We start from the raw sequence: 14,294 nt of genomic DNA on the forward strand, positions 1-14,294 counted from the left end.
TTTCGCGACCCGCCGCTCTTGCGTGCTGCCGTGCCGCACCGACAGACGAGGCACGGCGGGTGGTCCGGATGTCCGAGGGCCCCAGCCGGGGCCCTCGTGGACAACCGGGCAGCAGACACCCCGATCTGTGCTCTTGGTGCTGTGAACCCCTGCGGGCGGGCGCGACCTGGCCGGTCGGCGGCGCACCATTGCTCCTCGGCGTACCACAGCACATCTCTCACATCACCACGTTCGGTTTGCCCGCTTCCACACCTCCTGATACACCGCCTCACCGTGAAGGCGAGACCTGATGTATCTGCCCTACACACGAGTGGCCCCGCAGCGTCGAGGAGGGCATCCGGCAGCGCAGTCCAGGCCGTAGTCGTAGACGGTAGTGAACGATGCGGCGGCGGCCAGTGTCCTCGCTCCAGCGGATTGCCCTGTGTTGGCCGGATCCCGGGTCGCACCCGGTGCTGTCCGAGCTGTCCCTGTGTGTGGAGACGCGGGTCGCTTACCGCTGTGGGCTGGGGTGTGTGAGAGGACGGCCCTCGGGCCGCCATCGGGGCCAGTTTGACACTGTCGGCTGACACAGTGTTATTGACGTTTGAACATTGGTAAGCTCTCTTGAGCCTCCGCCCTTGCCGGGGCGGTTACCCGTGGTCAGGCCGGGCGCACGGAGGTCCGCCGGTGCCACGGCGTGCGAGAGCCGCTACGCGCCCTCGTTTCCGAGAGGGACCCATTTCTCATGGCCGACGCATCATGGCGTGATCTCCGCCCTTCGACCGCCATATCGGGCGTATCGGATGGAACCACGAAGTACCTCGACTACTTCCAGGTCCAGCAGTTACACAATCTGCAGCAGCCCGTCACCGAGACCCCTTACGAGATGGCCTTTCTGGTCAGCTCCCAGGTGATGGAACTCTACTTCGGACTGCTGTGCCACGAGCTCGGCAGGGCGCGGCAGGAAATCCGCGCCGACGACGTCGCCGACGCGCTGCGCACCCTGAGCCGCAGCGCGGCCCACCTGCGCGCTCTGGAGGGCACGTGGGAGAGCTACACCGACATGACGCCGGCGGACTGGAACCCGATCCTGGCCCACCTTGGCGGCTCATCGTCCCTTCAGTCGCCGATGTACCGCCATCTGAACTTCCTGCTGGGCCTGAAGTCCCCGGAGATGCTGGCGCCGCACGAGCCCACACCGCGGATCCACGAGGAGCTCAGGCAGGCACTCGGCGAACCCAGCCTGTACGACGAGGTTCTCGCCCTGCTGTACCGCTGCGGAGTGCCGCTGCCCGACTCGGCCGTTCGGCGGGACTACACCGAACCGTACGCCGCGCGGCCGGAGGTCGAGGCGGCCTGGACGCGGGTCTACGGGGACGGGTCCCTCGGCGAACTGCGTGAGCTGGGCGAGGCATTGATCCGTGTTGCCGATTGCTTCACCCGCTGGAAGCAGGGCCATCTGACCGTCACCCAGCGCACCTACGGGACCAAGCCGGGCTTCTACGGTACCGACGCCGTCGCCTGGCTGCGCCACAGCCTGGACCTGCCCGTGTTCCCCGAGCTGTGGAGTGCTCGCGCCGCCATGTGACGGCGCAAGCTGCCCGGGGCGCCCACCAGAGCCGAAAGGACGCCCCGGGATTCAACGCGAACGCCCCGCCCCCGCCGCGCGGCGGGGGCGGGGGCGGGGCGTGGTGCAGACCCTCACAGATTGGGCGAGTAAGGCGGCGCCGGCGTCGGGGACCGGCGCTTCCTCATCGGTGACACCAGCAGCGACCGCCAGGTCGTGGACGCCACCGCGCAGGCCGTCACCGGCGGGGACACGGGCCTGCGTGGCCGGCCTGAGTCCGGGGAGGAGGCGGACCGGCAGTGCCGGGGTCGTGCAGGCGCAGCTGCGCATCGCCGCCGGCGAGACGCTCGCCGGCGGCGCCTCGGCCCCGTGAGCTCCCCCTCTCGCCAGGGCTGGGGAGCGCAGCGCGGCTTGGCCGAAGGAAGTGCGTCAGGCGGGCGTGAGGGTCGGGTAGTCGGTGTAACCGGTCGCGTCGCCGCCGTAGAAGCTCTTCGGATCGGCCGTGTTGTACGGGCCCTCGGTCCTGAGCCGGGTGATGAGGTCCGGGTTGGCCAGGTAGGGGCGGCCCAGGGCAACCGCGTCGGCGATGCCCTCTCCCAGCACCTCGGCCACCGCCACGTGCGGCGCGTGCTCGTCGTAGAGGGGGTTGAGAACGAACGTGCCCGGCCAGGCGGCGCGCATCTTGCGCGTGAGGTCGCGCTCCCCGGTCTCGCGCATGTGGACGTAGGCGAGGGACAGGTCGGACAGGGCGCTGAGCAGCGTGGCGTACAGCCCCGCCGGGTCGCTCTCCACGATGCCGAGGTCGGTGTTCCCGGGGGAGATACGCAGGGCGACCCGCTCCGCGCCGATGGCCGACGCGGCGGCCTTGACGACCTCGACCGGGAAGCGGACGCGGTTGTCGACGCTGCCGCCCCAGCGGTCCGTCCGCAGGTTGACGTTGTCGGAGAGGAACTGCTGGAGAAGGTAGCCGTTGGCGCTGTGGATCTCCACGCCGTCGAATCCGGCGTCGACGGCGTTGCGGGCGGCGGTGGCGTGGTCCTCGATGGTCCGGAGGACTTCCTCCTCGGTCAACTCACGTGGGACACCGTTGTCCTTGGGGCCTTCCGCGGTGTACGTGACACCCGGCGCAGCCACTGCGGACGGAGCCACGGGGGTCAGACCCGTCAGCAGAGGGTGGCCCACGCGGCCCGTATGCATGATCTGGGCGAAGATCATGCTGCCCGCAGCGTGCACGGCGTCCGTGACGGCTCGCCAGGCGGCGACCTGCTCGGCGTTGTGCAGGCCGGGCGTGGAGATGTAGCCCTGGCCGACCACGCTCGGCTGGATGCCCTCGGTGACGATCAGACCGGCACTGGACCGCTGGGTGTAGTAGTCGACCATGATGTCGGTGGCCCGTCCGTCCGGCGTGGCGCGGTTACGCGTCATCGGGGCCATGAACACCCGGTTCGCCGCCGTGATGGTGCCGACCTCGACGGGTTCTAATGCGTTGGTCACAACTCTTCCTCTCCTGTGACAGCCCCGCGACGAAACGGTCCCGGGGACGGCGTGGGGTGACCTGCACGCAGGCGGGCAGAGTCTCCGTCCACAACTGGTTTATACATCAACGAAGTTCGACGGTTGGGCAAATGCAGAACAACAATGTGACACAGTGTTGGACCGCTCGCCCTCATTGTCACACTGTTGTGCGCCTCGGTGGCGTGCCGCGGTGGCGCGGAATGCGCCGGGCCGGCTCCGAAGTGCTGCTTGCCCGCGATCATCACGTTCTTCTCGGCGCACACGCCCGCGCCGAGGAAAGCTCCCTCCTCGGTGGTGGCCCGGCGCCATTTCTCGCGCGCCCGGCCGCGGCCGACGCCCCGCGCTCCGTCGCTGCGCAGACCGGGAAGACTTCGTCGTACCCGGTCGACACGATCACCTCGGGACCAGGCACGGCCGGGCAGTAATCAGCCGCGCCTTCCTCTATATGTCGGAGGATCCGGCCCCGCCGCTCTCAGGCGGGTGCCGGTGCTCCTGGAGGCGAACATGATCTGACCGCGCAGCAGGCCGGCCTGGGCGAGCTGGCGCTCGTCCGTCGGGCTGAGGTCGGCGGCGTCCAGGAGTGCTGGACCTGGCCTACGACAAGCTGGTGCTGGCCGCGGGCAGCCGGCTCGTACGGCCTGACTTCCCAGGCTCGCAGGAAATCTTCGACGGCAGGCCGCTTCTCCACCGGCTCACAGTCGGCCCAGAGCGCCACCAAGGTGGACCGGCTGGTTTGCCCTGGACTCCACCGTTGTCCGCACCCATCAGTGCTCTGCCGCGAAAGGGGGCTCGACGAACGTGGACTCGGACGCTCCCCCGGCGGTCTGGCGAAGAAGATCCATCTGCCTGCGACGGACGCGGCCGGCCCCTGGCGTTCCCGGTCACCGCAGGCACCCACAACGACTTCACGTTCCGCGCCTACCCGCGGCGGCGGGGCGTCAAGGCCACCATTCCCGAGCGCGTCAACCACTCGCCGTGGGCCACGACCACGCGCTTGTGAATCGCTGTTGCGGCCGTGTCGTCCACCGGAGCGGTGCGGCAACCGGCCCGTCGGCGGCTCATGGCCCCCAGGGCTGATGGTTCATCAGGATAGTCGGCAACGGGTCAGTGTGAGTCCTGAAACACCTGGGGCAGCTGACCGAAAATGCGAATCGTTGTACGCTCCGGAGACCGCCCTTGACCTGTAAAAAGCAGGCAGGGAGCAGACGAATCGGGAGTTTTTCCGTGTTTCGTACAATGTTCAAGTCGAAGATCCACCGTGCCACGGTCACGCAGGCCGATCTGCACTACGTCGGATCCGTCACCATCGACGCCGACCTCCTCGACGCCGCCGATCTGCTGCCCGGTGAGCTTGTCCACATCGTCGACATCGCCAACGGCGCCCGCCTGGAGACGTACGTCATCGAGGGCGAGCGCGGCTCCGGAGTGGTCGGGATCAACGGGGCGGCGGCCCATCTCGTCCGTCCCGGAGATCTGGTGATCATCATCAGTTACGCTCAGGTCTCCGACGCCGAGGCGCGGGCGCTGCGGCCGCGGGTCGTGCACGTGGACCGGGACAACCGGATGGTGGCCCTGGGGGCCGATCCGTCCGAGCCGGTGCCGGGCTCGGACCAGGAGCGCAGTCCACAGGCAGTCACCGGCTGAACCTCTGCCTGAAACCCTGCCATGGGAGTCGGACGACAGAGGACCCGAGGACGCGAAGGAGTACCCATGAGCGACATCAAGATCCGCGACGACCGGGCGGGCGGACGCCTGGAGGCGCTGGCCGGGGAGGAAGTGGTCGGCCACATCGAGTACTTCGTCCTCGAAGCCCCCGCGCGCGCCCTTGTCCCCGTGCACACCATCGTGGAACCCGAGCACGAGGGGCAGGGCATCGCGGGCTCCCTTGCCCGCGAGTTGTACGCCATCGCCGCGCGCGAGGGCATCGTGGTCGCGCCGCTGTGCCCGTACGTCGTGAAGTGGGCGGCACGCCACCCCGAGGAGGCTCCGGTGGCCGCCCCGGAGCTGCGGGAGGCGGCGGTGCAGTGGCTCAAGGCACATCCGGGCCGCTTCTGATGACCGGCGTTTCTGACGACGGGGCGTCGGTGAAGTCCCGGCCCGGAACGCTTGCTCTGCTGCACACCTCGCCCGCTCACGTCCCCGTCTTCGACGCGCTGCGCGACGAGGCGCACGAGGGTTTGCGGCTGCGGCACTTCGTGGACGAGGGACTGCTGGCCCGGGCTCGGATCGAGGGCCCGGACGCGGTGGCCGAGGAGGTGCGGGCGGTGCTCGACCGGGCCGCCGCGGAGGGCGCGCGGGCCGTGCTGTGCACCTGCTCGACCATTGGAGACGTCGCGGAACGGGCGGGCGCAGCGGTGCCCGTGCTCCGCTCGGACCGGCCGATGGCCGCCGCCGCGGTGGCCGCGGGCCCGCGCGTCGTCGTCCTCGCGACCGTGGAGAGCACGCTGGAGCCGACGGTCGCCCTCGTCGAGGAGGAGGCCCGTCGTGCCGGGCGTCCCGTCGAGGTCCGTACCGTGCTGGTCGAGGGCGCGTGGACGCTCTTCGAGGCAGGCGACACGGACGGCTGCGCCCGCGCCGTGGCGGCCGCCACCGACGCGGTCACCGACGCCGACGCGATCGTCCTCGCCCAGGGGTCCATGGCTCCGGCCCAGCATCTGACCACGACCTCGATCCCGGTTCTGTCGAGCCCCCGCCGGGGTCTCGCCGCCGGGGCGGACGCGGTGCAGTAGGTGACGGTGGCGCACGTCGAGTAGACCCACCTGGTCCGCATCCCTCGCGCGACGGGGTGAGTGGGTGCGCGCGGACCGGGTACGTGTGGGACAAGTCCCAGGGCCGATGTACCGACTGGCTGGAGGACACCATGACGCATCCGTTCCCCGATCCGGTGAGGCCGGGCCCGACACCCGGGCCGGGCCCGGACCGCCCGCAGCCCTTCCCGGAACCGCAGCCTGTCCCGGACCCGGCTCCGGGCCCCCACCCGGCACCGGAGCCCACACCGCCCCCGTCCCCGATCCCGCAGCCGCCGGGCCCCGAGCCGGTGCCGGAGCCCGAACCGCGACCGCTCTCCTGAAACTCGACGGGGTCCATGGACCCCATGGACCCCGTCGCACGCGGCGAGGCCGTCATGTCCCCGGAACCGGGGACATGACGGCCTCAGTGGCGCATGTCGACCGCGCTCAGGCCTCGACCTCCGACCGGTCGCCGCCCCACAGCGTGTGGAACGACCCCTCCCGGTCCGTCCGGCGATACGTGTGCGCCCCGAAGAAGTCCCGCTGCCCCTGCGTCAGAGCGGCGGGCAGACGCTCGGCGCGCAGCGCGTCGTAGTAGGCGAGGGCCGCGGAGAAACCAGGCGCGGGCACGCCCTGGCGGGTGGCGGCCACGAGGACCTCCCGCCAGTCGTCCTGAGCCGCCGCGATCTCCTGTGCGAACGTGTCGTCGGACAGCAGGCTCGGCAGATCGGGCCGGGCGTCGTACGCGGCCCGGATACGGTCCAGGAAGGCAGCCCGGATGATGCAGCCGCCGCGCCAGATCGAGGAGACGGCGCCGAGGTCGATGTTCCAGTCGTACTCGTCGCTGCCCGCGCTGATCTCGTGGAAGCCCTGCGTGTACGACACGATCTTCGAGGCGTACAGCGCCTGCTCCACCCGGTCCGCGAAGGCCGCCGCCTCGGACTCCCCGAGCTGCGTCGCCTTCGGGCCCGCGAGCCCGCGCGAGGCGGCCCGCAGATCGGCGTGCCCCGACAGCGAGCGGGCGAAGACCGCCTCCGCGATACCGGAGACCGGCACGCCCAGGTCGAGGGCGATCTGCACGGTCCAGCGACCGGTGCCCTTCTGCTCCGCCCGGTCCTCCACCACGTCCACGAACGGCTTGCCCGTCGCCGCGTCCACGTGCGACAGGACCTCGGCCGTGATCTCGATCAGGTAAGAGTCGAGCCGACCGGTGTTCCAGGTGCGGAAGATGTCGGCGATCTGCGCGGGGGAGTACCCGGCGACATCGCGCAGCAGCTGGTACGCCTCGCCGATCAGCTGCATGTCGGCGTACTCGATGCCGTTGTGCACCATCTTCACGAAGTGCCCGGCTCCGTCGGGACCGACGTGCGTCACGCAGGGAGCGCCGTCGGCCGCCTTCGCGGAGATCTTCTCCAGCATCGGGCCGAGCGACTCGTACGATTCGGGCGAGCCGCCCGGCATGATGCTCGGCCCGTTCAGCGCGCCCTCCTCGCCGCCGGAGACGCCCGTGCCGACGAAGTGGATGCCCTGGCCGCGCAGTTCGCGCTCCCGGCGCCGGGTGTCCGCGAAGTGCGCGTTGCCACCATCGATGATCATGTCGCCGGGCTCCAGGAGCGGGGCGAACTCCTGGATCACCGCGTCGGTCGGCTCACCGGCCTTCACCATGATCACCAGGCGTCGCGGTCGCTCCAGTGCGGCCACGAACTCCTTCGCGGTCTCCGCCGCCACGAACTCGCCCTCATGGCCGAATTCCTCCACCAACGCGTTGGTCCGGGCCACGGTGCGGTTGTGGAGGGCGACCGTATAGCCGTTGCGTGCGAAGTTGCGGGCGAGGTTGCGCCCCATGACCGCGAGACCAGTGACGCCGATCTGGGCTGAAGTGCTCATACGGTTGGCTCCTAAGAGGTCCTGCAAGAGGTCCTGTAATCGGTGCTGCTGTTCGGTGCTGTCAGTCGTACTCGTCAGTGCTGCCTCTGGCCATCCTGACGCGTCGAGGGTGTGTACGCAGAAGAACCCCTTGGTGCCTCATCGCCGGGTGTGTCGGCAGGGCGGCGGCTTTCACCGGTCCGGTCGCCGGTATGCCCGAGTGTCAGCGGCGATCGCCGCTGTGATCAGGCTCTGCTGCGCGCAGACGACGACGGTCGGAGGAAGCCTGCGGGCCTTGATCAGGCTACCCGGGAGAGGTCTGGGGCACCTATGCGGATCGGGCCGCCTGCGACGGCGTGGTTGATTGTCCGTGTGAAGGTCAGGCCGCGGAGGCGGCCGACAGACCGCCCGAACGACCCGGCATCACCTCACTCGCCGCCGCCTGCGGCGAAGTGACCCAACGTCAGCGGAGGCTCATCCAGGCCACCTGGCGGCGCAGTACGACCGATTGCACCCTTGTCATGGCCTGTTCGCAGCGCTTACTTTTGCCGCTCCTGACGCATGTCTAGGGGGCTCCCACATGGCCGTACGCGGCCGGCACCGCCGGTATCAGCCGAACAGGATCAATCGCGCCTCACTCACCGTCACCGCGGGCGGCGCCGGAATGGCACTCCCGCTCATCGGCACCGGCGTCGCGCACGCGGCCGACGTGGACACCTGGAACAAGGTCGCCGCCTGCGAATCCACCAACAACTGGAGCATCAACACCGGCAACGGCTACTACGGCGGACTGCAGTTCACCCAGTCCACCTGGGAGGCCTACGGCGGCAAGGTCTACGCACAGCGCGCGGATCAGGCCACCAAGGACCAGCAGATCGCCATTGCCGAGAAGGTGTTGAAGGGCCAGGGCCCCGGTGCCTGGCCGGTCTGCTCGGTCCGCGCGGGCCTCACCCGGGGTGGCGACACCCCCGACATCAGCCCCACCGCCGACCCGTCCAGCACCGCGCCCCAGACGGCCAAGCGCTCCGTCCGCGACGTACAACCGCAGACCACGCCCCAGTCACAGGCCGGCACCGCCGAGATGTACACCGTCATCCACGGCGACACGCTCTCCGGCATCGCCGACTCCCGCAACGTCCAGGGCGGCTGGCAGCAGCTGTACGCCGCGAACCGCAAGGCCGTCGGCTCCGACCCGGACCTGATCCTGCCGGGCCAGCGGCTGAACCTGCGCGGCAAGACCCAGGCGCCCGCGCACACGGAGAGCGCGCCCGCGCCGACGGAGAAGTCCTCGGTCAAGAAGACCTCCTCGGACCCCGTCAAGAAGACCCACACCCTCGTCGCCCCCGTGAAGGCCGCGACCGGCACGCCCTACCGTGCTGCCGGTGCGTCCTGGTCGAAGGGCTACCACACGGGCGTCGACTTCCCCGTGCCGACCGGCACCTCGGTGCAGGCGGTCGCCGCGGGCCACGTGGTCACCGCGGGCTGGGGCGGCTCGTTCGGCTACCAGGTGGTGATCCGGCACGCCGACGGCCACTTCACGCAGTACGCCCATCTGTCGGCGATCTCCGTGAAGGACGGGCAGAGCGTGGTGGGCGGCCAGCGGATCGGCCGCTCCGGCTCCACGGGCAACAGCACGGGCCCGCATCTGCACTTCGAGGTGCGGACGGGGCCCGGCTTCGGTTCTGACATCGACCCGGCGGCCTACTTGAGGGCGGGCGGCGTCAGGATTTGACGCAGGTTCGGTGGTGGTCGAGGACGGGCGTCGGTATGTAGAGCCCGCACAAGGGGCCGACATACGCAGGCTCGCCGGGCGGCCCGTCCTCTTCGGACGAGCCCTCCGCGGCAGGCACCGCCACCGGAGCCGGTACGAAGACGTCCTCGGTCAGCACGAAGACGTCCTCAGGCGGTACGAACCTGTCCTCCAGGTCCGCGGCGAACCTGTCCTCGGCCGGTACGAACCTGTCCCCCAGGTCGGCGGCGAACCCGTCCTCGCCGGTCTGAGCGAGGTGGCGCTGCTCGGGAAGCCCCGCGAGCAGCAGCTTCTCGACGGAGGGCGACACGGCCGGGTTCGATTCGGCATCGGCGCCACCGGCCGCCGGAGCGGCTGGTGCGGCGTCATCGGCCGTGCGCCGGGTGCTGCCGATCTGCTCCGTCGTGAGGAGGATCAGACCGCCCGCGGCGACCACGCCGCAGCCCAGCGCGAGCAGGGTGCCCGTCTGGCCGTACCGGAACGTCTCGCCGAACATCGTGATGCCGACGGCGGCCGCCACGACCGGGTTCACGACCGTCAGCGTGGCCAGCGGCGCCGCGAGGCCGCCGCCCCGGTAGGCGGCCTGAGACAGCAGCATTCCGGCCGTCGCGAAGACACCTATGAGGGCGAGGCTGGGCAGGTCGGAGAGCGAGACCTGGTTCGACCAGTCCACCGCGACCGCCTTCGTGTACACGGAGGACATGCTGAAGGCGATGCCCGATCCGACCGCGAGCATCGCACTGCGCGCGGCCGGGTGCCGGTGCGCGGCGCGGCCCGCCACCATGAACGCCGCCACCGAGCCACCCGCCACCACGGCCAGCACCGTGATCTGTGCGTCGCTCAGGGATTGCGCATCGGCCGAGCCGACCAGGGACAGCAGCACCGCGAGGCCCACCGTGGCCATGATCGCGCCGCGCCAGGCGGTCGCCCCGGCCTTGCGGCCGACGAAGAGCGCCGCCATGGGGAGGGCGAACACGATGGTCAGTGCGCCCAGCGGCTGCACCAGGCTCAGCGGGCCGTAGGCGAGCGCCGCCACGTGCAGCACTCCGCCGAGGCCGCTCAGGGCGACGGCCGCCCACCAGCCCGGACGGCGCATCGGCGCGTACGTGTGGTCGGGAGAGGTCAGTGCGACCTGCTCCTGCACGATCGCGCCGCCCGCGTACGCTACGGCGGAGACGAACGAGAGCAGGACGGACAGCGCGAGTGCGCTCATGAGTCCCTCCTCTGCGTGCGGCGCGGGCGGTGTGCCCGTCGCGGCGAACGATCGGCCTTCATAGCCACTACGATGCCTCGCGCACGCGCTCACGTCGTCGTACCTGAGCAGGCATTGAGTCCTACTGCCGATGCAGTACGAAACGCACTTTGTCCTCCCCTGGGTGGGCGACACCGGGTGTGGTCCCCGTGGTGGCATCCCCTAGGGGGCTTGGTACTACTGCTCTTCGTGGACCTCGACCCCGAACTCACGGCCCTCGGCTCGCTCGGCGGCTTCTTCGTACTACGCACCGGCGTACCGCCGCGCGGCCCGCTGCCCACGCTCGCACAGGCCTATGCGACACCATGGATCGGCGACCCCGAAGAGGTTTACGCGGATTCGCTAACTTTCCGCATTCAAAAGGTCGCGGAAGGTATTCATGCGCCTGAGCCGCGTATCGCGGTCTCGGTGGCGCAGCAGGCCCTCGCGGCCCGGCTGTGGTCGATCGCGCTCGGCGCCGCCGCGCTGTACGGGCAGCTGCCGGACCTCGATCCGGAGCTGCTGCACTGGGATCCGGACGGCAGCGCTCCGGACGACCTGTGGCTGTCCAAGGTGCGCGCCCTGCCCGCCACGGCGATCGGGGAGGTCGTACGAGACCGCCACCTCGCCCCGCTGGCGGCGGCCCTGCGATCCCGGTACCGCATCTCGGAACGCCTGCTGTGGGGCAACGCGGGCTCGGCCCTGGCAGGTGCCTGGCGCCAGCTCGATCGCTGGGCCAAGGCCGACGGCCGTACGGACGTGGCCGACCGGGCCCGCGGCCTCGCCGCCGACCTCTTTGCGCACCCGGACCTCTCCGGCACCGTCGACCCCGGCACGCTCCGCCGCCGCAGCTGCTGCCTCTACTACCGCCTCCCCGGCGGCGGACTCTGCGGCGACTGCTGCTTCGACCGCCCGCCGGGCCGGGCGGCGGGCCCTCTCTGAGACCGACCGGCAATTGCTGGTCGGTCTAAGTCCGTGGTCTTCCCCAACCGCCTCATCTGGGTGACCATGAAGGGCACCAGCACACGCTATTACGGGGGGGTTCTGCGTGCGAGTGGGACTGCTGACCCGGGAGTATCCGCCGGACGTGTACGGCGGTGCCGGGGTCCATGTCGAGTTCCTCGCCCGGGAGTTGAGGTCTCTCACGCAGCTGGACGTGCACTGCTGGGGAGAGGGTGCCGCGGGCGGCGTCGTGCGCCACCGGCCCTGGTCCTCGCTCGACGGCGCCAACGACGCGCTGCGCACCTTCTCGGTTGACCTCGCCATCGCCGCCGCCCTGGAAGGCCGCGACCTCGTCCACTCGCACACCTGGTACGCCAATCTCGCCGGCCACTTCGGGAAGCTGCTCCACGGCATCCCGCACGTCATGACCGCCCACTCCCTGGAGCCGCTGCGCCCCTGGAAGGCCGAGCAACTCGGCGGTGGCTACGCCCTGTCCAGCTGGGCCGAGCGCACCGCCATCGAGGCCGCCGACGCCGTGATCGCCGTCTCCGGCGCCATGCGCGAGGACATCCTGGCCTGCTACCCGGCCCTGGACCCGGCCAAGGTGCGCGTCGTGCACAACGGCATCGACACCTCCCTCTACCGCCCGGACCCGGGGACGGACGTCCTCGACCGCATCGGCATCGACACCGGCCGCCCGTACATCCTGTTCGTCGGCCGCATCACCCGCCAGAAAGGCGTGCCCCAACTTCTGCGCGCGGTACGGCACCTCGACCCGGCCGTGCAGGTGGTGCTGTGCGCGGGCGCCCCGGACACCCCGGAGATCGACCGGGAGTTCCGCGACCTCTTCCAGGAATTGAGCGGCGTACGCGAGGGAGTGCGCTGGATCCCGCAGATGCTGCCGCGCCCCGATGTCATCCAACTCCTCACGCACGCCGCCGTGTTCGTCTGCCCCTCGGTGTACGAGCCGCTCGGCATCGTCAACCTGGAGGCGATGGCCTGCGGAACGGCCGTGGTGGCGTCCCGGGTCGGCGGGATTCCCGAGGTGGTCGAGAACGGCGTGACGGGCGTCCTGGTGACGGTCGAGGGGAACTTCGAGGCCGATCTGGCGCTGGCCCTCGACTCCGTGCTCGCCGACCCCGAGAAGGCCCGGCGGATGGGCGAGGCCGGACGCGAGCGCGCGGTGCGGGAGTTCGGCTGGGACGCGGTGGCCCGCAAGACCGTCCAGCTGTACGAGGAAGTCCTCAAACCGGGGTAACCATCGGACAGGTGTAGTTCAGCAACAGGGCCGGCCCGGTGGACCGGGGGCGGCTCGACCGGGCGTAGAGGGGCGGCGGTATGCGCGGTGGACCTTCGGTGCTGGGAATCGTACTTGCGGGTGGAGAGGGCAAACGGCTCATGCCCCTCACCGCGGACCGCGCGAAACCCGCGGTCACCTTCGGCGGCACGTACCGCCTCGTCGACTTCGTACTCTCCAACCTCGTCAACGCCGACATCCTGCGCATCTGCGTCCTGACGCAGTACAAGTCGCACTCCCTGGACCGGCATGTGACGACGACCTGGCGGATGTCGAGTCTGCTGGGCAACTACGTCACTCCGGTCCCGGCCCAGCAGCGGCTCGGACCGCGCTGGTACCTGGGCAGCGCGGACGCGATCCTGCAGTCCCTCAACCTCGTGCACGACGAGCGGCCCGACTACATCGCGGTGTTCGGCGCCGACCACGTCTACCGCATGGACCCGCGGCAGATGCTGGCCCAGCACATCGAGGGCGGCGCGGGTGTGACGGTGGCCGGCATACGGGTGCCGCGCTCCGAGTCCTCGTCGTTCGGGGTCATCAGCCCCGGCACCGACGGCCAGAGCGTGCGGGGCTTCCTGGAGAAGCCCGCCGATCCGCCGGGCCTCCCGGACGACCCCGAGTGCGTCTTCGCCTCGATGGGCAACTACATCTTCACCACCAAGGCCCTGGTCGAGGCGCTCCAGCGGGACGCGGAGGACGAGGCGTCGGTGCACGACATGGGCGGTTCGATCCTGCCCATGCTGACCGACCGGGGCGAGGCACAGCTGTACGACTTCAGCGACAACCACGTACCCGGCGAGACCACCCGCGACCAGGGGTACTGGCGCGACGTCGGAACCCTCGACGCGTACTACGACGCCCACATGGACCTCATCGCCGAACGCCCCGCCTTCAACCTGTACAACCGCAGCTGGCCCATCTACACCCACTCCGGGCAGCTCTCGCCGGCGAGATTCAACGCCGGGGGCATCGCCGGTGAGTCGATCATCAGTGCGGGCTGTCTGATCCGGGGGCAGGTCACGAGGTCGGTGCTGTCGCCCGGCGTGGTGGTCGATCCGGGAGCCGTCGTGCAGGGCTCGGTCCTGCACGACAACGTCCACATAGGGCGGGGCGCTGTCGTGCGGGGCGCGGTCCTCGACAAGAACGTCGAGGTGCCGCCGGGCGCGACGATCGGCGTGAACCCCGGGCGGGACGCCGACCTCTACACGGTCTCGAAAGGGGGAGTGATCGCGCTGGGCAAGGGTCAACTCGTGTCGTGAACACGTACTCCGAATGCCCGCTCCCGCCCGCTCGCGTTCACCCTTCGGCGCTGAGCCGTCCGGATGGGGCGCGACCGCCACGGTCGCGCCCCCTGTCCTGAACAGGCCTCAGGTGCCCCTTGTGTCCCACCCGTTTCGACGGGGTGGGACTTAATCTGC

General features: G+C 70.2%; 11 protein-coding genes. 8 read left to right on the plus strand and 3 right to left on the minus strand.

Features of this window, described 5'->3' with window-relative positions:
* Window positions 1-724: 724 nt before the first annotated feature.
* Window positions 725-1,567 (plus strand): tryptophan 2,3-dioxygenase family protein, encoded by an 843-nt coding sequence (locus AB0D57_RS25455; protein WP_362077249.1) that lies wholly within the window; start codon window positions 725-727, stop codon window positions 1,565-1,567.
* 408 nt (window positions 1,568-1,975) lie between these two features.
* Here AB0D57_RS25455 and AB0D57_RS25460 read toward each other — a convergent pair whose 3' ends face one another.
* Entirely contained in the window at window positions 1,976-3,040 is a 1,065-nt protein-coding gene (locus AB0D57_RS25460) for an alkene reductase (RefSeq protein WP_362077252.1), read from the minus strand.
* Between the two features lie 1,245 nt (window positions 3,041-4,285).
* On the opposite strand from AB0D57_RS25460, the gene panD reads away from it, so the two are divergent.
* The 3 genes from panD to AB0D57_RS25475 all read left to right on the plus strand — a co-directional run bounded on the left by panD (window position 4,286) and on the right by AB0D57_RS25475 (window position 5,790).
* A complete protein-coding gene (gene panD / locus AB0D57_RS25465) occupies window positions 4,286-4,705 on the plus strand; it encodes an aspartate 1-decarboxylase (protein WP_362077255.1) in 420 nt (139 codons plus the stop codon).
* A 66-nt stretch (window positions 4,706-4,771) separates the two neighbouring features.
* The gene (locus AB0D57_RS25470) at window positions 4,772-5,116 is read left to right on the plus strand and encodes a GNAT family N-acetyltransferase (protein ID WP_362077258.1); all 345 of its coding nucleotides are present in this window, start codon (window positions 4,772-4,774) and stop codon (window positions 5,114-5,116) included.
* Window positions 5,116-5,790, plus strand: a complete 675-nt coding sequence (locus tag AB0D57_RS25475) for an aspartate/glutamate racemase family protein (RefSeq protein ID WP_362077261.1) — start codon at window positions 5,116-5,118, stop codon at window positions 5,788-5,790. Before AB0D57_RS25470 ends, AB0D57_RS25475 begins: the two co-directional genes overlap by 1 nt.
* Window positions 5,791-6,237: 447 nt before the next feature.
* Here the strand turns inward: AB0D57_RS25475 and gndA are convergent, their stop codons facing one another.
* On the minus strand, window positions 6,238-7,677 hold the full coding sequence (gndA, locus tag AB0D57_RS25480) for an NADP-dependent phosphogluconate dehydrogenase (protein WP_362077264.1): 1,440 nt from the start codon (window positions 7,675-7,677) through the stop codon (window positions 6,238-6,240).
* A 559-nt stretch (window positions 7,678-8,236) separates the two neighbouring features.
* Here gndA and AB0D57_RS25485 point away from each other — a divergent pair.
* The gene (locus AB0D57_RS25485) at window positions 8,237-9,388 is read left to right on the plus strand and encodes a transglycosylase family protein (protein WP_362077267.1); all 1,152 of its coding nucleotides are present in this window, start codon (window positions 8,237-8,239) and stop codon (window positions 9,386-9,388) included.
* Here AB0D57_RS25485 and AB0D57_RS25490 read toward each other — a convergent pair.
* Entirely contained in the window at window positions 9,378-10,619 is a 1,242-nt protein-coding gene (locus tag AB0D57_RS25490) for a DMT family transporter (RefSeq protein WP_362077270.1), read from the minus strand. The two genes, AB0D57_RS25485 and AB0D57_RS25490, sit on opposite strands and share 11 nt — an antisense overlap.
* A 210-nt stretch (window positions 10,620-10,829) precedes the next feature.
* On the opposite strand from AB0D57_RS25490, the gene AB0D57_RS25495 reads away from it, so the two are divergent.
* The 3 genes from AB0D57_RS25495 (at window position 10,830) to glgC (ending at window position 14,135) form a co-directional block, all read left to right on the plus strand.
* Window positions 10,830-11,579, plus strand: coding sequence for a (2Fe-2S)-binding protein (locus AB0D57_RS25495; protein ID WP_362077273.1), 750 nt, complete (start codon window positions 10,830-10,832; stop codon window positions 11,577-11,579).
* A 106-nt stretch (window positions 11,580-11,685) separates the two neighbouring features.
* Window positions 11,686-12,837, plus strand: coding sequence for a glycogen synthase (gene glgA, locus AB0D57_RS25500; protein ID WP_362077276.1), 1,152 nt, complete (start codon window positions 11,686-11,688; stop codon window positions 12,835-12,837).
* A gap of 80 nt (window positions 12,838-12,917) precedes the next feature.
* Window positions 12,918-14,135 (plus strand): glucose-1-phosphate adenylyltransferase, encoded by a 1,218-nt coding sequence (gene glgC, locus AB0D57_RS25505; protein WP_362077279.1) that lies wholly within the window; start codon window positions 12,918-12,920, stop codon window positions 14,133-14,135.
* Window positions 14,136-14,294 lie beyond the last annotated feature (159 nt).

Origin of the sequence: Streptomyces sp. NPDC048275 (assembly GCF_040652275.1) — a bacterium.
Taxonomy (GTDB): Bacteria; Actinomycetota; Actinomycetes; order Streptomycetales; family Streptomycetaceae; genus Streptomyces.